19 protein-coding genes and 1 pseudogene are annotated in these 19,766 nt (G+C 44.6%); 14 read left to right on the top strand and 6 right to left on the bottom strand.

Translation table 11 applies throughout. The features are described from left to right. The first annotated feature begins 22 nt into the window (after positions 1 to 22). Both AC0C66_RS14450 and AC0C66_RS14445 read left to right on the top strand, forming a co-directional pair. Positions 23 to 598: a TetR/AcrR family transcriptional regulator gene (locus AC0C66_RS14450; protein ID WP_014113248.1), complete on the top strand. Its 576-nt coding sequence runs from the start codon at positions 23 to 25 to the stop codon at positions 596 to 598. Between the two features lie 70 nt (positions 599 to 668). Next, entirely contained in the window at positions 669 to 2,996 is a 2,328-nt protein-coding gene (locus AC0C66_RS14445; protein ID WP_461845687.1) for a YhgE/Pip family protein, read from the top strand. A gap of 41 nt (positions 2,997 to 3,037) precedes the next feature. Here AC0C66_RS14445 and fabHB read toward each other — a convergent pair whose 3' ends face one another. Then, positions 3,038 to 4,015: a beta-ketoacyl-ACP synthase III FabHB gene (fabHB, locus tag AC0C66_RS14440; RefSeq protein WP_090558601.1), complete on the bottom strand. Its 978-nt coding sequence runs from the start codon at positions 4,013 to 4,015 to the stop codon at positions 3,038 to 3,040. A 128-nt stretch (positions 4,016 to 4,143) separates the two neighbouring features. On the opposite strand from fabHB, the gene AC0C66_RS14435 reads away from it, so the two are divergent. The 4 genes and pseudogenes from AC0C66_RS14435 to AC0C66_RS14420 all read left to right on the top strand — a co-directional run bounded on the left by AC0C66_RS14435 (position 4,144) and on the right by AC0C66_RS14420 (position 6,799). Next, positions 4,144 to 4,920: a YhfC family intramembrane metalloprotease gene (locus tag AC0C66_RS14435; protein ID WP_014113251.1), complete on the top strand. Its 777-nt coding sequence runs from the start codon at positions 4,144 to 4,146 to the stop codon at positions 4,918 to 4,920. 97 nt (positions 4,921 to 5,017) lie between these two features. Next, positions 5,018 to 5,203 carry a hypothetical protein gene (locus AC0C66_RS14430; RefSeq protein ID WP_309294803.1) on the top strand — a complete coding sequence of 62 codons (186 nt, stop codon included), beginning with the start codon at positions 5,018 to 5,020 and terminating at the stop codon, positions 5,201 to 5,203. 134 nt (positions 5,204 to 5,337) lie between these two features. Continuing rightward, entirely contained in the window at positions 5,338 to 6,378 is a 1,041-nt protein-coding gene (locus AC0C66_RS14425) for a M42 family metallopeptidase (RefSeq protein WP_472973607.1), read from the top strand. Between the two features lie 15 nt (positions 6,379 to 6,393). Next, a pseudogene (locus tag AC0C66_RS14420) lies at positions 6,394 to 6,799 on the top strand (ASCH domain-containing protein). Between the two features lie 36 nt (positions 6,800 to 6,835). Here AC0C66_RS14420 and gltT read toward each other — a convergent pair. Next, positions 6,836 to 8,125 carry a glutamate/proton symporter GltT gene (gene gltT / locus AC0C66_RS14415; RefSeq protein ID WP_014113257.1) on the bottom strand — a complete coding sequence of 430 codons (1,290 nt, stop codon included), beginning with the start codon at positions 8,123 to 8,125 and terminating at the stop codon, positions 6,836 to 6,838. Positions 8,126 to 8,394: 269 nt separating this feature from the next. Then, entirely contained in the window at positions 8,395 to 8,529 is a 135-nt protein-coding gene (gene yhfH, locus AC0C66_RS14410) for a protein YhfH (protein ID WP_003224325.1), read from the bottom strand. A gap of 157 nt (positions 8,530 to 8,686) precedes the next feature. Between yhfH and AC0C66_RS14405 the strand changes: the two genes are divergently transcribed. The 4 genes from AC0C66_RS14405 to lcfB all read left to right on the top strand — a co-directional run bounded on the left by AC0C66_RS14405 (position 8,687) and on the right by lcfB (position 12,797). After that, a complete protein-coding gene (locus AC0C66_RS14405; RefSeq protein ID WP_014113259.1) occupies positions 8,687 to 9,421 on the top strand; it encodes an MBL fold metallo-hydrolase in 735 nt (244 codons plus the stop codon). Positions 9,422 to 9,433: 12 nt separating this feature from the next. Beyond that, entirely contained in the window at positions 9,434 to 10,429 is a 996-nt protein-coding gene (lplJ, locus tag AC0C66_RS14400; RefSeq protein ID WP_087988034.1) for a lipoate--protein ligase LplJ, read from the top strand. 64 nt (positions 10,430 to 10,493) lie between these two features. Beyond that, positions 10,494 to 11,138 carry an SDR family oxidoreductase gene (locus AC0C66_RS14395; RefSeq protein ID WP_072182330.1) on the top strand — a complete coding sequence of 215 codons (645 nt, stop codon included), beginning with the start codon at positions 10,494 to 10,496 and terminating at the stop codon, positions 11,136 to 11,138. A 117-nt stretch (positions 11,139 to 11,255) separates the two neighbouring features. Next, positions 11,256 to 12,797: a long-chain-fatty-acid--CoA ligase LcfB gene (gene lcfB, locus AC0C66_RS14390; protein WP_461845689.1), complete on the top strand. Its 1,542-nt coding sequence runs from the start codon at positions 11,256 to 11,258 to the stop codon at positions 12,795 to 12,797. A gap of 39 nt (positions 12,798 to 12,836) precedes the next feature. Here the strand turns inward: lcfB and AC0C66_RS14385 are convergent, their stop codons facing one another. Beyond that, complete coding sequence (locus AC0C66_RS14385) at positions 12,837 to 13,232, bottom strand: YhfM domain-containing protein (protein WP_061188298.1); 396 nt, start codon at positions 13,230 to 13,232, stop codon at positions 12,837 to 12,839. 149 nt (positions 13,233 to 13,381) lie between these two features. Between AC0C66_RS14385 and AC0C66_RS14380 the strand changes: the two genes are divergently transcribed. Beyond that, positions 13,382 to 14,662: a M48 family metallopeptidase gene (locus AC0C66_RS14380; protein WP_072182328.1), complete on the top strand. Its 1,281-nt coding sequence runs from the start codon at positions 13,382 to 13,384 to the stop codon at positions 14,660 to 14,662. A gap of 36 nt (positions 14,663 to 14,698) precedes the next feature. On the opposite strand, the gene aprE is transcribed toward AC0C66_RS14380, so the two are convergent. After that, complete coding sequence (gene aprE / locus AC0C66_RS14375) at positions 14,699 to 15,844, bottom strand: subtilisin AprE (protein WP_072182327.1); 1,146 nt, start codon at positions 15,842 to 15,844, stop codon at positions 14,699 to 14,701. Positions 15,845 to 16,285: 441 nt separating this feature from the next. Between aprE and AC0C66_RS14370 the strand changes: the two genes are divergently transcribed. The 3 genes from AC0C66_RS14370 (at position 16,286) to AC0C66_RS14360 (ending at position 19,091) form a co-directional block, all read left to right on the top strand. Further along, on the top strand, positions 16,286 to 16,735 hold the full coding sequence (locus tag AC0C66_RS14370) for a GNAT family N-acetyltransferase (RefSeq protein ID WP_472973606.1): 450 nt from the start codon (positions 16,286 to 16,288) through the stop codon (positions 16,733 to 16,735). 70 nt (positions 16,736 to 16,805) lie between these two features. Further along, a complete protein-coding gene (locus tag AC0C66_RS14365; RefSeq protein ID WP_072183333.1) occupies positions 16,806 to 17,798 on the top strand; it encodes an NADPH:quinone oxidoreductase family protein in 993 nt (330 codons plus the stop codon). A 321-nt stretch (positions 17,799 to 18,119) separates the two neighbouring features. Then, entirely contained in the window at positions 18,120 to 19,091 is a 972-nt protein-coding gene (locus AC0C66_RS14360; protein WP_327816307.1) for an ABC transporter substrate-binding protein, read from the top strand. Positions 19,092 to 19,123: 32 nt separating this feature from the next. On the opposite strand, the gene phoE is transcribed toward AC0C66_RS14360, so the two are convergent. Continuing rightward, entirely contained in the window at positions 19,124 to 19,705 is a 582-nt protein-coding gene (phoE, locus tag AC0C66_RS14355) for a phosphatase PhoE (RefSeq protein WP_014113271.1), read from the bottom strand. Positions 19,706 to 19,766: the final 61 nt, after the last annotated feature.

The raw sequence follows: 19,766 nt of genomic DNA, 5'->3' as shown, positions 1-19,766 counted from the left end.
GGTCAGTTTCGAGGTGAATACAATGTCAATAGATCGAAAAAAGCTCATTTTGGAGGCGGCCACAAAATCTTTCACGCAGTTCGGGTATAAAGCGACGACAATGGATCTTGTGGCAAAGCTTGCGAACGTGGGGAAGGGAACCATTTATACTTTTTTCAAAAACAAAGAAGAGCTGTTTGACGAGATTTTCACTACTTTATTGAAGGAAATGAAGCAAAAAGCGGACGAAGCGATGGAGCCGAACCTTCCGTTCCATGAAAATGTGCACAGGGCGCTGTTTGCCATTCTGGAGTTCAGGAAAACACATCAGCTGACGATTAAAATTTTCCAAGAAAATGCTGAGATTGGTACAATGGCAGTTCAGGAAGTGATCCAGAAAATGGAGAGAGGCATTCTGTCTTATATAAAAAGTAAGATTGAAGACGGGATTAAGAACGGTGCAATCAAGCCGTGCGATCCTGAGCTGACAGCTTTTGTGATGCTGAAGCTTTATATCGCGCTCATTTTTGATTGGGAAAAACAGCATCCCCCGCTCGATAAAGAGACGATTGCGGAACTGCTTGAATTGTATGTTGTCAAAGGATTGTCAGCCAACTAGATAATCCTTTCTCTTTGCAACAAAATGACCATTTTTTATGATGAGTCAGTTTTAGAATGGAGGCATCAGGATGAACACAATACGAAGTCAGTGGAAAGACATCGTAACGAGTAAAAAATTATTAATTCCCATCATTGCCATTTTGTTTGTCCCGCTTATTTACAGCGGCGTGTTCTTAAAGGCTTATTGGGACCCATACGGCACAGTTGACCAGCTGCCTGTCGTTGTCGTCAACCAAGACAAAGGGGCAACGTATGAAGGAGAAAAACTTCAAATCGGTGATGATCTGGTCAAAGAATTAAAGGATAATGATAACTTTGATTGGCATTTTTCCAGTGATCTTGACCAATCGTTAAAGGACTTATTAAATCAAAAATACTATTTAGTTGTCGAGATTCCTGAGGATTTTTCTAAGAATGCCAGCACTGTATTGGACAAAAATCCGAAAAAGCTGGATCTGAAATACCATACGAATGCCGGTTCGAACTATGTAGGGGCAACGATCGGTGAAAAAGCGATTGATAAACTAAAAGCCTCTGTTTCTAAAGAAGTGACCGAGCAATATACGAAAGTCATTTTTGATAACTTTAAAGATATCGCCAAAGGTTTGAGCGACGCGAGCAGCGGAGCGAAAAAAATTGATGATGGCACAAAGGATGCGAAAAACGGAAGCGCCCAGCTGAAAGATAACCTGGAGAAGCTGAAGGAAAGCACCGCCACTATCAGTGACAAAACGGCGCAGCTTGCGGATGGAGCGGCTCAGGTGACAAGCGGTATCCAATCACTTGACAGCTCGCTCGGAAAATTCCAGGACAGCAGCAATACGATTTATGAAAACTCAGGAAAGCTTGCGGCAGGATCAGGCGAGCTGACAGGCAAGATGAATGAGCTTCTTGCCGGACTTCAAAAAGTGCAGCAGGGCTTGCCTAATCTCACAAACGGGCTGGATCAGCTCAACAGTAAAGCCCAAGAAGGTTCTGAGAAAGCAGCAAAAGCGGAAAAGCTCATAAATGCAGTCGATTTAACGAAGCTTGAAACAGCTGTGAACAACCTTGAAAAGTCAGAAACAGCGATGAAAGATTTCCAAAAACAGCTGACGGACTTTGAAAACAGCTTAAAAAACCGTGATCAGGCATTTAAAAATCTCATCAATTCGAGTGACTTCTTAACAGCGGAGCAAAAGAGCCAGCTGATCAACTCTGTTGAGAAGCAGCTTCCGCAAGTTGATGCGCCTGATTTTGATCAAATTTTAAGCCAGCTTCCTACTGCTGATCAGCTGCCTGACATTGCAACGATTAAAAGCTCTCTGGAAGATGTGAAAGCGCAGGTGGCACAGCTAAAAGCATTGCCGGAAGCTACATCTAAGCTTTATAACGGCGCAAAAACGACTCAAGATGCGATTGACAGATTAACTGAAGGAACCCAGAAGATATACAACGGTTCACAGCAGCTGACTGAAAACCAAAATAAACTGACAGCGGGTATCGGTGAATATAATAAGCAATTCGCAAAAGCAAAAGCAGGCTCAGAGCAATTGGTGACAGGAAGCAGTCAAGTATCTGGCGGATTGTTGAAACTGTTAGACGGGTCTAAACAAGTCCAAAGCGGATCATCAAAACTCGCAGACGGATCTGCTTCACTTGATACAGGTTTAGGCAAGCTATTGGACGGCACAGGAGAGCTGTCTAGTAAGCTGAAGGATGCGGCTGATCAAACAGGAGATATCGATGCTGACGATCAAACATACGGCATGTTTGCCGATCCGGTTAAAACCAAAGATGATGCCATCCATTCTGTTCCTAACTATGGAACAGGGCTGACACCTTATATCCTGTCAATGGGCTTGTATGTCGGCGGCATCATGCTGACGGTGGTCTTCCCGCTGAAGGAAGCGTCAGGACGTCCTAGAAACGGTTTTGAGTGGTTCTTCAGCAAATTCAATGTCATGATGCTCGTTGGAATTATTCAATCGCTGATTGTGGCGACGGTTCTGCTTCTTGGAATTGGTCTCGAGGTAGAGAGCACGTGGAGATTTTACGTGTTTACGATCATTACGAGTCTCGCTTTCCTAGCGATGATTCAATTTTTGGCGACAACGATGGGCAATCCGGGACGATTTATCGCAGTCATTATTTTGGTGCTGCAGCTCGGTGCCAGCGGAGGAACCTTCCCGTTAGAATTGCTTCCGAATTTCTATCAAGTCATCCATGGCGCATTGCCGATGACCTACAGCATTAACGGGTTCAGAGCGGTCATTTCAAACGGGGATTTTGGCTACATGTGGCAGATGGCCGGCGTCTTAATCGGCATTGCCCTCGTTATGATTTTGCTGAGCATTACTTACTTTACAATGTTAAGCCGAAAGGAAGAAACTTCAGAAGAACAGCCGGCTTCATAATGAAAAAGAACTTGTTTCCTTTGAAACAAGTTCTTTTTTTATTACATTCCCCATTTGACAAGCAATCCTGTATAGGTTAATCCGCCGCCAAATCCGAAAAGCATCACGGTTTGATCTTTTTTCAGCTTTCCGGCTTTCACTGCGAGATCCAGCGCCAAAACAATCGAAACAGAAGACGTGTTTCCGTAGTATTCGACACTGGTGAGCGTTTTTTCAATCGGGAAAGGTGTTTTTTCACAAATCGACTCGATCATGCGCAAGTTGGCGCTGTGAGGCACAAACCAATCGAGGTCGCAGCTTGTCAGACCTGCTTGATGTAAAAGACGTTCAAATTCGCGGGGAACGGTTCTCGCTGCCCATTTATACACTTCACGGCCGTTTTGGACCATTTTACCGGAACCGGCAAGCTGCACCCCGTTTCGTTCATTCCGCAGTCCGGCACGATACAAAATATCTCCGCCGTTCCCGCTTGTTCCATGGACAGACGCAAGAAATCCGGGCGCCTCTTCGTCTCGTTCAACCAACAGCGCACCTGCAGCGTCGCCGAACAGAACGCATGTCGTTCGATCGGTATAATCCGTTACTTTTGACAGTGTCTCTCCGGCGATGACGAGAATTTTTTGATGAAGGCCGGATGTGATTAATCCGTTTGCCAAATGAAGGCCGTATGTCAGCCCGGCGCACGTCGCATTAATATCCAACGCGCCGGTGCTTTCCCAGCCGAAATATTCCTGCACACGGCATGCCGTACTCGGAAAGGCATAATCGGATGTTGTTGTGGCAACGAGGATCATATCGACATCATCAAGTGTCCCTTCATAACGGCTCTTAAGATCCTTCACCGCTTCGATGCATAAATCAGAGGTAAACTGCTGTTCATCCGCAATACGGCGTTCTCTCATTCCTGTGCGCTGAACAATCCATTCATCTGACGTATCAACGATCTTTTCTAAATCAGCATTGGTTAAGCGCCTGCTCGGCGCATAGGTGCCGATAGCTGAAATTTTTGCTTTTGACATATGTATCACTCCTTATGATCAGATTATAACACTAGATATTAGTATCTGGTACTAAAAAGAAGGTTTTTTCATAAAAAAAGAGAAAATGTGAAATAGGGAATCTAGAAATAGAAAAAGGAGGCTGGTAAATGGTCAGTCAAGAAGCAATAGTCTTTATGGCGTTCTCTGGAGCTGTTGCGTTTTTGTTGCCGATCGGACTGATAGTATGGTTTAAGCGAAAGTATGGCGCCTCGTTAAAGGTGTTTTTTATTGGCGCTCTCACGTTTTTTGTCTTTGCTCAGCTATTGGAGGGCGGCGTTCATGTTTATGTACTGCAAGTGAATGAAATGACGAAAGAAGCCATGCAAAATCCATTGTGGTATGGCATTTACGGCTGCTTGATGGCTGGGATTTTTGAGGAGTGCGGAAGGTATATCATGATGAGAATTTTTTTGAAGCGCCATCATGCTTGGGCGGATGGCCTGGCTTTCGGAACGGGCCATGGCGGGCTTGAAGCCATCCTGATTACTGGCGTGTCCTCTATCTCGCTTATTGTATACGCAATTGCGATGAATAGCGGAACGTTTGAACAGCTTTTGATCAATGAAGACATCAAACAGGTGCTTCTGCCGATTCAGGAGCAGCTGCTGCATACCCCTTCGTATGAATGGCTGCTGGGGGGAATAGAAAGAATCAGTGCGATTGCTGTTCAAATCGGACTGTCGCTGCTGGTCTTGTATGCGGTTAAAAGCCGCCGGCCGCTGTTTTTGCTGTATTCTATTCTTTTACATGCACTCTTTAATGTACCGGCGGTTTTATACCAAAAAAGAATAATAGAGCATGCTGCTGCTGTTGAAATCATTGTTGCTCTAATAGCTGCAGTATCAGTCTATTGGATTGTAAAAGCAAAAAGTCTCTTTCAATAAAAAAGTCCAAGCAGCAGCACAGCCCGCTTGGAAAAATGCGAATGGAAATATTCATGAAGCATGGGTCATCAGAATATTTCTGATTCAGTCCTTAGCAATGACAGCAAGAGTGTCTGTGTTTTTTACAAGAGAAACAATGGTTTTTCTTTCTTTTCTTCTTCTCGCAAGGGTCATGGCATTCTTTCTTTTTCTTGCAATGGTCATGGAAATCTTTATCGAACCACTCGTCAAAGAACCAAAACTCATCAAACCAATCGTGACAATGATGTTTCCGTTCATGTGAATGACGACAGCACATAGATATCCCTCCTCTTCCCATGCTTACTACAGCATATGAGAGATTGATAGGAAAAGATTGGACGGGTCCCTCGGGAAAAGAGTATATTTTATATAGAAAAGTAAAAGGAGGAATGTCCTATGACGTCCGTACGTAAAACGATGGAGCTCATTAAAGAACTTGTATCGATCCCAAGCCCGACAGGAAATACATATGAGGTGATCAATTATATTGAAAGCCTTTTAAAAGAATGGAAGGTAGAAACGGTTCGGAACCATAAGGGCGGCTTAATTGCAACGCTTCCCGGACGCGACACATCCCAGCACCGCATGCTGACGGCGCACGTTGACACCCTCGGCGCTATGGTAAAGGAAATTAAAGCTGACGGCCGGCTGAAAATCGATTTGATCGGCGGGTTCCGCTACAACTCGATTGAGGGGGAGTATTGCCAAATTGAAACCGCCTCGGGAAAAACGTATACAGGCACAATTTTAATGCATCAAACATCAGTGCATGTATACAAGGATGCGGGGAAAGCTGAGCGCAATCAAGAGAATATGGAGATCCGCCTTGATGAACCTGTTCACTGCCGGAAAGATACGGAAGAGCTTGGCATTGGCGTCGGAGATTTTGTGTCGTTTGATCCCCGTGTCGAGATCACATCAAGCGGATTTATTAAATCGCGCCATTTGGATGATAAGGCAAGTGTCGCCTTATTGCTCCGCTTAATTCATCAAATTCAAACAGAAGAAATTGAATTGCCGTATACAACTCATTTTCTCATTTCGAATAATGAAGAAATCGGATACGGCGGGAATTCGAATATTCCTCCTGATACAGTCGAATATTTGGCGGTTGATATGGGAGCTATCGGTGACGGGCAGGCGACAGATGAATATTCAGTATCAATCTGTGTGAAGGATGCGAGCGGGCCGTATCATTATCAGCTGAGAAAGCATTTAGTCCATTTAGCCGAGAAGCATCATATCGACTATAAGCTTGATATTTACCCATACTACGGGTCGGATGCGTCAGCAGCGATCAAATCCGGGCATGATATTGTGCATGGCCTCATCGGGCCGGGAATTGACGCTTCGCATGCATTTGAACGCACCCATAAATCGTCTCTTCGCCATACGGCTAAGCTTCTGTACTATTATGTACAGTCACCGATGGTATAAGGGGGGGAAGGCGAAATGAAGATGTATGAGCTGAAAAGCACTTTCGGCTGGGAAGGTGATGACGGTTTGGGGGAACAGCTGATTCAGCAAATCCTCGCCGGAGAAAAAACAGCCACGTGCGCCCCAAAATCATTATATTCAAAAGATGAATTGAGTGACGTGTATCAAACGGCGGGGCAGCTTGTTACCGTTTATGATAAACATGACAATCCGAGATGCAATATAAAAGTGACATGTATTTGAAACGACCTTTGGAGCGCCTGATATGAGGTTAGTCAAAGGAGAGGGCAATGGAGATCGAATTGAGGAATTTCAGGAAGACCATCGGATGGCATGGGCGGAACTGATCAAAAATGGTGAACTGGAGCTGAATGAGGATACTGTTTTGATTACAGAGCTGTTTGAGCTTGTTAAAGATTAAAAAAGCCTGCGGGGCAAGAACCCCGCAGGCTTTTCATTAACCGGAAATGGTTGCGTTTTGGTCTGCTTTTGCTTGAGACATGACCGTTTCAGCTTTCGCTGGATTAAACAGGCCTTCCCATTTAGACATCACAACAGCAGCAAGCGCGTTACCAGTCAGGTTGACAACTGTACGTGCCATGTCCATGATGCGGTCTACACCGGCAATAAAAGCAAGTCCTTCAGCTGGAACGCCGATGGTGCCAAGTGTCGCAAGCAAGACGACAAAAGAAGTACCAGGCACGGCAGCCATCCCTTTAGATGTCACCATAAGGACGAGCACAAGTGTAATTTGGTGCCAAAGCGTTAAATCAATGCCGTATACCTGTGCTAAAAACAGCGCGGCAATAGATTGATAGAGAACGGAACCGTCTAAGTTAAACGTATATCCAATCGGAATCACAAATGAAACAATGCCTTTCGGGCAGCCGATTTTTTCCATCTTTTCCATGATGCGCGGAAGAACTGTTTCAGAGCTGGACGTACTGAACGCCAGTAAGATTTCGTCCTTCATGTAAGCAAGGAATTTGAAAATGTTGATGCCGGCAATTTTTGCAACAATTCCAAACACGACAATTAAGAAGAAAGCAAGTGCGACATACACCAATCCGACAAGCTTTCCGAGAGAGAGAAGAGAACTGAGCCCGAATTTAGACACAGTCACTCCGATAAGTGCGAAAACGCCGAATGGCGCTACTTTCATCACAAGGTTTACAACGTGGAACATGGCATGGGATACACCTTCGAAAAAGGCTAATACAGGCTTGCCTCTTTCACCGATCGCGGAAATACCCAATGCAAATAGAACTGTAAAGCAGATGATGGCAAGAAGATCCCCTTCAACCAAGGACTGGAAGAAGTTTGTCGGCACAATATGCAGGAACGTTTCCGCCACTGATTTATTGCTTTGCTCTTTTTCGGTTTCAACATATTGACTAATGTCAGATTTTTGAGCTTCGTGTATATTAACTCCTGTACCCGGATGGAAGATGTTTGCAAGGGCTAGTCCGAGAATGATAGCAAAAGTCGTAATGATCTCGAAGTACAGAATTGTTCTGAAGCCTAATTTACCGACTTGCTTTCCATTTCCTGCACCGGCTACACCGATGATTAAGCTGGAGACAACAATAGGAATCACTATCATTTTGATTAAGCGTAAAAAGAGATCCCCGATTGGCTGCAGGTAAGTAGGCAATGCTGGGTTGCCATACCAAATAACGCCAACAATGACACCTAGAATAAGTCCAACGAATATTTGTGTGGCTAATCCAAACTTAATTCTTTTCATAGATTACCTCCCAAAAAACAAAGTATCAACATATATCATGAATAGACATATATTTAATCTCACTATTAGATCAAATTATAATAGATAAGAAATGAATTCGTCTATAGTAAATTATATTTAGAAAATAAAGAATTTTCTAAAATGTGATTAGAATCACCAGAATTATCTAAAAACGGGTGAGCTTTGACCTAACCTGATTATTATTTCAAAATAAAGAAGTGTTGAAAAATAAAGAAAATCCCGCGCGTGCTGCGCGGGATTTTCGCTCTTTACAAATCGTTAACTTTTATGCAGTCATTGCAGATATTTCCATAACACTCATGCTGCTCTTCAATCTTTTTTCCGCATTCCGCGCACTTTTTCGAAGGCAGGTTTCTAAAAAAATCTGTGATTTTCCCCAGCATAACCAATCCCTCTTTCCCCTTTGTAGCGACTTCATTGTAATATAACAGATTATAAAAATCAATAACTGTTTTGATACAATGTTTAAAACATGCTTTTTTTAAGAAAAATGGGTATATTGAAGGAGGATCAATTTTCTTGAAAAGATAGGAGGACATTATGAAAGTTACAGTTATCGGATGCTATGGCGGTTTTCCGGCCGCAAATGAAGCGACGTCGGGCTATTTATTTCAGTCAGGTGATTACTCTTTGCTTGTCGATTGCGGCAGTGCCGTATTATCTAAGCTGTTCGGATATGTGCCGGCGGAAAAGCTGGGTGCGGTGATTCTGTCTCATTATCACCATGACCATATCGCTGACATCGGGCCGCTGCAATTTGCCAAACAAGTCGGTTCGTTTCTCGGCAAAGGAGAGCATACGCTTCCGATTTACGGACATGATGCTGATATAGAACAGTTTCAAAAGCTTACATATAAAACACATACGAAAGGGATTGCCTTTCAGCCGGATCAGCCGCTGACTGCCGGTCCGTTTACGATCACCTTTTTAAAAACGATTCACCCGGTGACGTGCTATGCCATGCGGATTACTGACGGCAGCCATACTGTCGTATATACTGCTGATTCCAGCTATCAGGAATCATTTATTCCATTTTCGGAAAATGCCGATTTATTGATCTCAGAATGCAATTTTTATGCCGATCAAGACGGGACAAGCGCAGGTCATATGAACAGCCTGGAAGCCGGGCGAATTGCAAAAGAAGCGGGAGCGGGAGAGCTGCTGCTGACGCATTTGCCGCATTTCGGCGTGCATGACAATCTTCGCAAAGAAGCGAAAACCGTTTTTAGCGGCGAAGTGAATATTGCGAAATCAGGTTTTGTGTGGGAAGGATAAAGGAGGAGCACCATGTTATTTATCGACAATCAAAATATCAATGATCCGCGGATCAATCTTGCTATTGAGGAGTACTGTGTAAAGCATTTAGACCCTAAACAGCCGTATTTGCTCTTTTATGTAAATCAGCCGTCTATTATCATTGGGAAAAACCAAAATACAATAGAAGAAATCAATACAAAATATGTAGAGGGAAATGGGATTATCGTTGTCCGACGTTTATCAGGCGGAGGAGCTGTGTATCATGATCTGGGGAACTTGAACTTCAGCTTTATTACAAAGGATGACGGGGACAGCTTTCATAACTTCAAAAAGTTCACTGAGCCGGTGATCCAGGCTTTACGCCAGCTCGGGGTAGAAGCAGAATTGAGCGGCCGGAATGACATTGTAGTGGATGGCCGGAAAATATCCGGAAACGCCCAGTTTGCAACAAAAGGACGCATTTTCAGCCACGGCACTCTCATGTTTGATTCAGCCATTGATCATGTTGTGTCAGCGTTAAAGGTGAAAAAGGATAAAATTGAATCAAAAGGCATCAAATCGATCAGAAGCCGAGTGGCAAACATCAGTGAGTTTCTCGATGATAAAATGACTACGGAAGAATTCCGTAGCCATTTGCTTCGCCATATTTTCAACACAAATGACATTCAAACCGTACCGGAGTATAAGCTGACGGAAAAAGATTGGGAGGTCATTCATCAAATTTCGAAAGAGCGCTACCAGAATTGGGATTGGAACTATGGCCGTTCACCGAAATTTAACCTCAATCATTCGAAACGTTATCCGATCGGATCGATAGATTTGCGTCTGGAAGTCAAGAAAGGCAAAATTGAGGACTGCAAAATCTTCGGAGATTTCTTCGGTGTCGGTGATGTATCTGAAATTGAAAACCTGCTGGTTGGAAAACAATATGAACGCAGTGTCATCGCTGATGCGCTGGAAGGTGTGAATCTTAAGCATTACTTTGGGAACATTACAAAAGAGGATTTCCTTGATCTGATTTATTAAGGCAAAACACATTGTTTGAAAGAGCGGTTGTGTTTTTGAAATAATGGAGGCAGGAGGGATTCACATGAAAGTGTTTTTAATCGGAGCGAACGGACAAATCGGACAAAGACTCGTTTCTTTATTCCGAGACAATCCTGATCATTCTGTCAGAGCGATGGTCAGAAAAGAAGAACAGAAAGCGTCTCTCGAAGCTGCCGGTGCAGAAGCTGTGCTTGCGAATCTGGAAGGCAGCCCGGAAGAAATCGCCGCAGCGGCGAAAGGCTGCGACGCGATCATTTTCACAGCGGGTTCAGGCGGCAGCACAGGCTATGATAAAACGTTGCTGGTGGATCTAGACGGAGCGGCAAAAGCGATGGAAGCTGCGGATATCGCGGGCATCAAGCGGTTTGTCATGGTTAGCGCCCTGCAAGCCCACAACCGTGAAAATTGGAATGAATCACTTAAACCTTATTATGTGGCCAAGCATTATGCTGATAAAATTCTGGAAGCAAGCGGTTTAACTTATACGATTATCCGTCCGGGAGGCCTTCGCAATGAGTCTGGAAAAGGAACTGTTTCAGTCGCCGCCGATCTGGAACGGGGATTCATTTCCCGTGATGACGTGGCGAAAACGGTCATTGCTTCTTTAGATGAAACCAATACGGAAAATCGGGCCTTTGATCTGACAGAAGGAGATACACCGATTGCTGAAGCATTAAAGAAACTATAACAGTACTGACACTCAGGGCTTTTTGCTCTTGAGTGTTTTTTTCTGTTTCTCTATAATGGAGGAGAAAGCTTGGCTTCAATAATGAATGACTATTCATTCACTTTAAGGGGTGGGAGAATGAATCTTGTTTCCAAATTGGAAGAAACAGCATCTGAGAAGCCCGACAGCATCGCATGCAGGTTTAAGGATCACATGATGACTTATCAGGAGCTGAATGAACACATTCAGCGATTTGCGGACGGCCTTCAGGAAGCCGGTATGGAGAAAGGGGACCATCTAGCTTTGCTGCTTGGCAATTCGCCTGATTTTATCATCGCGTTTTTTGGTGCGTTAAAGGCTGGGATTGTGGTGGTGCCCATCAACCCGTTGTACACGCCAACAGAAATCGGTTATATGCTGATAAATGGCGATGTAAAGGCGATCGTGGGCGTTGATCAGCTTTTGCCGCTTTATGAGAGCATGCATGAATCGCTGCCAAAGGTTGAGCTCGTCATTTTATGCCAGACGGGAGATGCCGAGCCAGAAGCTTCAGACCCAGAGGTCAGGATGAAAATGACAACGTTTGCAAAAATATTGCGTCCAACATCCACCGCTAAACAAAGCCCGGAGATTGTCCCTGATGATACCGCGGTCATTTTGTATACGTCAGGAACGACCGGAAAACCAAAAGGCGCAATGTTGACCCATCAGAATTTGTACAGCAATGCCAACGATGTCGCCGGCTATTTGGGAATGGATGAGAAGGACAATGTGGTCTGCGCTCTTCCTATGTTCCACGTGTTTTGTTTAACCGTCTGTATGAATGCCCCGCTGATGAGCGGCGCAACTGTCTTAATTGAGCCTCAATTCAGTCCGGCATCTGTTTTTCAGCTTGTTAAGCAGCGGCAGGCGACTATTTTTGCCGGTGTGCCTACGATGTATAATTACTTGTTTCAGCATGAAAACGGAAAGAAAGATGACTTTTCTTCCATTCGGCTGTGCATTTCAGGAGGTGCGGCGATGCCAGTCGCGCTGCTGACCGCGTTTGAAGAAAAATTCGGCGTGACCATTTTGGAAGGCTACGGGCTTTCGGAAGCATCACCCGTTACGTGTTTTAACCCGTTTGACAGGGGCAGAAAGCCGGGCTCCATCGGGACAAGTATATTGCATGTCGAGAACAAGGTCGTAGATCCGCTCGGACGCGAGTTGCCCGATCACCAGGTCGGCGAATTGATCGTGAAAGGCCCCAATGTAATGAAGGGCTATTATAAAATGCCAATGGAAACAAAACATGCGTTAAAAGACGGGTGGCTTTATACGGGCGATTTGGCAAGAAGAGATGAGGACGGCTATTTTTACATTGTTGACCGGAAAAAAGACATGATCATTGTTGGAGGATACAACGTGTATCCGCGCGAGGTGGAGGAAGTGCTGTACAGCCACCCGGATGTCAAGGAGGCGGTTGTCATCGGTGTGCCGGACGCCCAAAGCGGGGAAGCGGTAAAGGGATATATTGTACCCAAACGCTCTGGCGTAACAGAAGCGGATATCATGCAGCACTGTGAAAAACATCTCGCCAAATACAAACGGCCTGCCGCCATTACGTTCCTTGACGACATTCCGAAAAATGCGACGGGGAAAATGCTCAGACGGGCGCTGAGAGATATTTTGCCTCAATAATACGAAAAAAGCGAAGCGGTAAGCTTCGCTTTTTCATTTTCAATCCTTTGCTTCTTTTTTAATAATGTTTAGCAGCGCCTTTGTATCGCTTTTACTTAATTTGTAGTATGTCCCGTCCTTCAAATAAACGGCTTGCTGGCTGCCGTCAATCCATAGTCTGAATGAGTCGTACCGGTCTTTATGAAACTTGATTGTCCCTTCGTAATCAGGGGCTGATGTTTTTTCTGTCTTCAGCTGTTTTCCCTGATTCATGATGTCCAGCATATCTTTGACGTGCTGCCTTTTTTCAATCTCGATTTCTTCCTGGCCGCTTGAAGACAGCGTGATCAAATCCGCGTCTACCGATTGATACACATCGCCTGACCGGCTGTAAAGATAGAAAAATGCAAGAAACACAAGACCGATAACCACGATGGCTGCCACTATTTTTTTCATTTGCATCACTCCAAACATTGTTAGTTTTCCCAGCGATCGGGCTTTCCATGCCTAAAAGGACGGAAAAGTACGGATACACAGCTTGGTTCTAAGAATTTGAATTTATGATTACAATAGAAGTAACGGGTTGATGTGAGGAGTGAGGCGTTATGCGCAAGTGGATTGCGGCAGCAGGGCTTGCTTACGTGCTGTATGTGCTGTTTTTTTATTGGTATTTTTTCCTGTCCGGTGATTCCGCAGTACCGGAGGCTGTGAAAGGGACGCAGGCTGACCCGGCTTCTTTCATGAAGCCGTCTGAATTGGCAGTGGCTGAGCAGTATTCGAATGTAAAGAATTTTTTATTTTTTATCGGGCTTCCTCTTGATTGGTTTTTGTTCTTTGTATTGCTGGTCAGCGGCGTTTCAAAGAAGATCAAGAAATGGATGGAAGCAGCCGTGCCCTTTCGGTTTTTGCAGGTTATTGGTTTTGTGTTTGTGCTTTCGCTGATCACAACGTTAGTGACGCTGCCTTTAGATTGGATAGGCTATCAAGTATCGCTTGAATACAACATTTCCACACAGACAGCGGCCAGCTGGGCTAAGGATCAGGTCATAGACTTTTGGATCAGCTTTCCGATCTTTACGCTTTGCGTTCTCGTGTTTTATTGGCTGATCAAAAGGCATGAAAAAAAATGGTGGTTATACGCTTGGCTGTTAACTGTGCCGTTTTCGCTGTTTCTGTTTTTTATTCAGCCGGTCATTATCGATCCTTTATACAATGATTTTTATCCGCTGAAAAACAAAGAGCTTGAAAGCAAAATTTTAGAGCTGGCAGAAGAAGCCGATATTCCGGCTGACCATGTATATGAAGTAAACATGTCTGAAAAAACAAATGCGCTTAATGCCTATGTCACAGGAATCGGGGCGAACAAACGGATTGTATTGTGGGATACGACGCTGAACAAGCTTGACGATTCAGAAATTCTCTTTATTATGGGCCACGAAATGGGCCATTATGTCATGAAGCACGTCTATATCGGACTGGCCGGTTATTTGCTCGTGTCGCTCGCCGGATTTTATGTCATTGGTAAGCTTTACAAGCGGACGGTCCGCTTTACCCGCAGCATGTTTCATTTGGAGGGACGGCATGACCTTGCAGCACTGCCGCTGTTGTTGCTTTTGGTGTCCGTTTTGAGCTTTGCGGTCACGCCTTTTTCTAATGCGGTTTCGCGTTATCAGGAGAATCAGGCTGACCAGTATGGGATTGAGCTGACGGAGAATAGAGAAGCCGCTGTCAAGACGTTTCAGGATTTGGCTGTGACGGGACTGAGCCAGGTTGATCCTCCCGTGCTTGTAAAGATTTTCAGAGGCAGCCACCCTTCGATCATGGAGCGGATTCAACACGCGGAAAAAGAAGAGAATGCATCGGAACATCAGGATGCTGACAAATAAAAAGAAGCAGGTATGGAGAACCTGCTTCTTTTTTTATTATTGTGCAGCTGCTTGTACGTTGATTAACCCTTTTCCATAGTAGAAAGAGCTACCAAGGTATGTTGCAGTGCTTTCTAAACGATCACGGACTTGTGCGTTTGTCCAAGTCGGGTGCTTAGAAAGAATTAACGCTGCTGCTCCGGCAACGTGAGGAGTCGCCATTGACGTTCCGTTGTAAGCGCCGTAAGTGCCTCCAGGTAGTGTGCTTTGGATGGATACACCAGGAGCCATTACATCAAGCTCAGGACCGACGCTTGAGAATGAACCTCTTTGGTTGCTGCTGTTTACCGCACCTACCGCAATGGTAGAAGGATATTTTGCAGGATAGCCGATTGTGCTTGAGCTTCCGGAAGTGCCTTCATTTCCGGCTGCAGCAACAACGACGATACCGCTGGCTACGGCTCTATCAACGACTGATTTCAAAGCTGTAGAACCAGAAGGTCCGCCAAGGCTCATGTTAATCACGTCCATTTTGTTGGAAATGGCCCACTCAATGCCGTTAATGATCCAGCTGTATTGGCCGTTTCCTGTTGAATCAAGAACTTTTACTGCATATAACGATGCGTTTGGCGCTACGCCCAAAACACCGATTGAGTTATTAAGTGCGGCAACCGTACCGGCTACATGTGTGCCGTGAGAACTGCCATCTTGGTATGGGTTTGTTTCAGAAGGTACGAAGCTTGCTCCGCCTCTGACGTTCAAGTCAGGATGAGAAGAGTCAATTCCGCTGTCAATTACGGCTACTTTTACGTTAGAACCTGTGTAGCCTTGAGAGTGAAGAGCCGGCGCTTTAATTTGAGAAATGCCGTAAGGAACGGATTGCGCATATTCATGTGCAATATGATCTTCTTCCACATATGCAACGCTCGGATCTTGTTTTAATTCTTTTACAGCTTTTTCATTCAACGTTGCTGTGGCTGCGTTAACATACTTAAACTGCTTTTGAATTTTTCCGCCTTTCTCAGAAATAACATCTTTTTTCTTAGCGGAACTCATTGCACTCATTGTCTGTTTAAATCCGACAATGTACTTCTTTTCTGTACTGCTTTTTCCGGCAGCCTGCGCAGACATGTTGCTGAACGCCATCGTAAAGATTAACGTTAACGCAAACAACAAGCTGATCCACAATTTTTTGTTTCTCACTCTTTACCCTCTCCTTTAAAAGAATTCAGAGTAGACTTACTTAAAAGACTATTCTGTAAATTTATTGTAATAGATGGAATAATATTTTAGTAGACCCATTTTTTCGCGATGATTTTATCTCTATTTAGGTATATCATCTCTCGCTATTTCTGTAGAGACTCGAAATAACTAATTTTATACAGAAAAGAACGAAAATAGACATGAGTAAATGTTCATTATGCTGAAATGTCATTCTTTTTCAGGTTAAAAGCTCCTGAGTCCCGGGAAATTCCTGTCGAAAAAAATCCTTCAAATGACCTGCATGTGTTTCCATGAGATCAATGGATATTATTGTGATATTTTTTCTATGCATGCTGATAAAAATATTCTAAAAAATAAACTTTACAGAAAATTCTATTAAAGTTAAAATAGAACGATTCTAAAGAGGGAGGAAGAAATGAGATGAACATTCGCCAAGCAAAGACATCAGATGCCGCAGCCATCGCGCCGCTGTTTAACCAGTATCGGGAATTTTATAAGCAGGCGTCCGATCTGAAAGGGGCAGAGGCTTTTTTGAGAGCGTGTCTGGAAAATGACGAGTCCATTATTTTGACAGCAGAAGAAAATGGAGAAATCATAGGTTTTACCCAGCTCTATCCAACGTTTTCTTCTGTGGCTATGAAAAGAATTTACATATTAAATGACTTATTCGTTGCTCCCCATGCGCGGACAAAGGGAGCCGGCGGGCAATTGCTATCTGCCGCAAAAGATTTTGCTGCGGAAAACGGGGCAAAATCTTTATTGCTCCAGACGGAACACCACAACCGGATGGCAAGAAGCTTATATGAGCAAAACGGCTATGAAGAAGAAACTGCATTTGTCCATTATCGTCTCAATGTGCCAGCGAAGTAAAATTGAAGCTTGATGATTTGGTTTTTTGAACGTTCTTCGGTTACGATATAAACGAAAAGGAGTGTGCCGAATGTCAACGTTATTTCAAGCATTGCTGGCAGAAAAACATGCCGATGATGTTTCAGTTCATGTGAAAACCATGTCAACAGAGGATTTGCCGAAAGACGGTGTTCTGATTAAAATTGCTTATTCCGGCATCAATTATAAAGATGGCCTAGCCGGAAAAGCAGGCGGCAATATCGTCAGAGAGTATCCGCTTATTTTGGGCATTGACGCTGCGGGTACGGTTGTCTCTTCCAATGATCCGCGCTTTGCCGAGGGGGATGAGGTGATTGCGACAAGCTATGAGCTCGGTGTCTCCCGCGATGGCGGATTAAGTGAATATGCTTCAGTGCCTGGTGACTGGCTGGTGCCTCTGCCATCGAATCTTACACTAAAAGAAGCGATGGTGTACGGAACGGCGGGATTTACTGCGGCGTTATCGGTGCATCGGCTTGAACAGAACGGTCTGTCTCCGGAAAAAGGGAGCGTGCTAGTCACAGGAGCAACCGGCGGTGTCGGCGGAATTGCGGTATCGATGCTGAACAAGCGGGGCTATGATGTGGTGGCAAGCACAGGAAACCGGGATGCGGCCGATTATTTGAAGCAGCTCGGTGCAAGCGAAGTGATCAGCAGGGAAGATGTCTATGACGGATCGCTTAAGGCGCTGTCCAAGCAGCAATGGCAGGGAGCGGTTGATCCTGTCGGCGGAAAACAGCTTGCCTCGCTTTTAAGCAAAATCCAATATGGCGGAGCTGTCGCGGTGAGCGGCTTAACGGGCGGGGGAGAAGTTCCTGCAACGGTTTATCCATTTATTCTTCGCGGGGTCAGCCTGCTCGGAATCGATTCAGTGTACTGTCCGATGGATGTCAGAGCCGCTGTTTGGGGGCGCATGTCTTCTGATCTCAAGCCTGATCAGCTGCTGACCATCGTGGACAGGGAAGTGCCATTGGCAGAAGCGCCGGCTGCGTTAAAAGATATTTTGCAAAATCGCATTCAAGGTAGAGTCATTGTGAAGCTTTAACAGGATCAGCTTGCAGAGAAAGCTATGTTTTTCTGCAAGCTTTTTTGTGTACATGATGTTAAGCTGCTGTACCGCTGTGTCCTGTCACTTGAAAGCATGTCCGTTTTTAACCGTTCCTCCAGAAACCTAATTTGATTTTGATCCATACCCTTTCTTCCCTTTATAGTCCTACTTCGTTACAGAGAGAAACAAGATGTACCTGTAAGCTGAACTTTCTCTTCTCATTTTAAAAATAATTAGTGATAATGATTCTCATTCCGTGTTATACTATCTTTTGGACATCTTAATCTTAGAAACTACATACAGGAGAGACTGGAACGTATGAAAAAAACACTGATTATTCTTACAGTTTTACTTCTTTCTGTTCTAACGGCTGCCTGCTCGTCTTCAAGCGGCAATCAAAACAGCAAAGAACATAAAGTGGCGGTAACACATGATTTAGGGAAGACAAATGTGCCTAAGCATCCGAAGCGGGTTGTTGTTCTTGAGCTTGGTTTAATCGACACACTGCTCGATCTCGGCATTACGCCTGTCGGGGTTGCCGATGACAATAAAGCGAAGCAGCTGATCAACAAGGATGTGCTGAAGAAAATTGACGGCTACACATCTGTCGGCACTCGCTCACAGCCAAGCATGGAAAAAATCGCTTCATTAAAACCCGATTTAATTATTGCTGACACGACCCGGCATAAGAAAGTATACGATCAGCTGAAAAAAATCGCGCCGACCATTGGGCTTGATAATTTAAATGCTGATTATCAGGATACAATTGACGCTTCACTTACGATTGCAAAAGCAGTCGGCAAGGAGAAGGAAATGGAGAAAAAACTGACAGCGCATGAAGAAAAGCTTAGCGAGACAAAGCAGAAAATCAGCGCTAACAGCCAGTCCGTCCTTTTGATCGGAAATACAAATGATACGATTATGGCAAGAGATGAAAATTTCTTTACATCAAGACTTTTAACACAGGTCGGTTATCGATATGCGATCAGCATGTCAGAAAACAGCGAATCAAGCAATGGCGGCGACTCAGTGAACATGAAAATGACACTTGAGCAGCTGCTGAAAACAGATCCGGATGTGATCATCCTGATGACAGGTAAAACAGATGACATTGGTGCGGACGGCAAACGCCCGATCGAAAAGAATGTACTTTGGAAGAAGCTGAAGGCAGTGAAAAACGGACATGTGTACCACGTGGACCGTGCGGTGTGGTCTCTGCGCCGCAGTGTGGACGGGGCGAATGCCATTTTGGATGAGCTTCAGAAAGAGATGCCGGCTGATAAGAAATAAAAGAAAAAGACAGGCGTTCGCCTGTCTTTTTCTTATTTGATAAAGCCGGATAAGTGGCTGTTGATATTATAGTCTTTAATCCGCCATTTCTCTTCTGCGAATTCAATGTTGCTGAGGCAGGCATTGACGAGGCGCGTGCTTTGTAGCTCTGGGTCACCCCCGGAAATTTCCGTCAGCAGTGCGTGAATCGCTGCGCCGTGCGCGACGATCAGCACCTTTTTGTTTGGATACGCCTGATTCACTTTTACCAAACCGCCCATCAGCCTGTCAGTGAGTTCTTCCAGCGTTTCCATATTCGGATAGTTTTTATCCGGATAGCGCTTTGTCCGTTCTTCCAACAGCATGCCCTCCGCATCTCCGTAATCGCGTTCCTTAAAATCATCCATCTCGACAATCGGAAGATGCAGATATTCATTAATGATTTCCGCGGTTCTTTTCGCTCTTTTCAGCGGGCTCGTCACAATAATATCCCAAGAGAAATCCTTTACATATTCTCCGGTTTCTCTTGCTTGGCGTTCACCTGTCGCGTTCAGCGGGATATCGGTTTTGCCTTGGCATTTTTGCTGCAGGTTCCAATCGGTTTCTCCATGTCTTACTAAGCAAACGGCTGTCATAAAATCCCCTTCCTGACTTTGGTCATATCGCTATTATACTAAATCAAAAGCATGCATCCTA

This window comes from Bacillus sp. VA13 (assembly GCF_055710085.1).
This window is presented reverse-complemented; position numbering and strand designations above follow the sequence as displayed.

Excerpts from the sequence above, each read along its gene's own strand:
- AC0C66_RS14435 (WP_014113251.1), top strand. The coding sequence starts at position 4,144 with ATGGTCAGTCAAGAAGCAATAGTCTTTATGGCGTTCTCTGGAGCTGTT.
- fabHB (WP_090558601.1), bottom strand. The coding sequence starts at position 4,015 with ATGTCAAAAGCAAAAATTTCAGCTATCGGCACCTATGCGCCGAGCAGG.
- AC0C66_RS14360 (WP_327816307.1), top strand. The coding sequence starts at position 18,120 with ATGAAAAAAACACTGATTATTCTTACAGTTTTACTTCTTTCTGTTCTA.
- AC0C66_RS14385 (WP_061188298.1), bottom strand. The coding sequence starts at position 13,232 with ATGAAAAAAATAGTGGCAGCCATCGTGGTTATCGGTCTTGTGTTTCTT.
- AC0C66_RS14450 (WP_014113248.1), top strand. The coding sequence starts at position 23 with ATGTCAATAGATCGAAAAAAGCTCATTTTGGAGGCGGCCACAAAATCT.
- AC0C66_RS14425 (WP_472973607.1), top strand. The coding sequence starts at position 5,338 with ATGACGTCCGTACGTAAAACGATGGAGCTCATTAAAGAACTTGTATCG.
- AC0C66_RS14370 (WP_472973606.1), top strand. The coding sequence starts at position 16,286 with ATGAACATTCGCCAAGCAAAGACATCAGATGCCGCAGCCATCGCGCCG.
- lcfB (WP_461845689.1), top strand. The coding sequence starts at position 11,256 with ATGAATCTTGTTTCCAAATTGGAAGAAACAGCATCTGAGAAGCCCGAC.
- yhfH (WP_003224325.1), bottom strand. The coding sequence starts at position 8,529 with ATGCTGGGGAAAATCACAGATTTTTTTAGAAACCTGCCTTCGAAAAAG.
- phoE (WP_014113271.1), bottom strand. The coding sequence starts at position 19,705 with ATGACAGCCGTTTGCTTAGTAAGACATGGAGAAACCGATTGGAACCTG.
- AC0C66_RS14395 (WP_072182330.1), top strand. The coding sequence starts at position 10,494 with ATGAAAGTGTTTTTAATCGGAGCGAACGGACAAATCGGACAAAGACTC.
- gltT (WP_014113257.1), bottom strand. The coding sequence starts at position 8,125 with ATGAAAAGAATTAAGTTTGGATTAGCCACACAAATATTCGTTGGACTT.
- AC0C66_RS14380 (WP_072182328.1), top strand. The coding sequence starts at position 13,382 with ATGCGCAAGTGGATTGCGGCAGCAGGGCTTGCTTACGTGCTGTATGTG.
- AC0C66_RS14430 (WP_309294803.1), top strand. The coding sequence starts at position 5,018 with ATGACAGCAAGAGTGTCTGTGTTTTTTACAAGAGAAACAATGGTTTTT.
- AC0C66_RS14405 (WP_014113259.1), top strand. The coding sequence starts at position 8,687 with ATGAAAGTTACAGTTATCGGATGCTATGGCGGTTTTCCGGCCGCAAAT.
- AC0C66_RS14365 (WP_072183333.1), top strand. The coding sequence starts at position 16,806 with ATGTCAACGTTATTTCAAGCATTGCTGGCAGAAAAACATGCCGATGAT.
- AC0C66_RS14445 (WP_461845687.1), top strand. The coding sequence starts at position 669 with ATGAACACAATACGAAGTCAGTGGAAAGACATCGTAACGAGTAAAAAA.
- lplJ (WP_087988034.1), top strand. The coding sequence starts at position 9,434 with ATGTTATTTATCGACAATCAAAATATCAATGATCCGCGGATCAATCTT.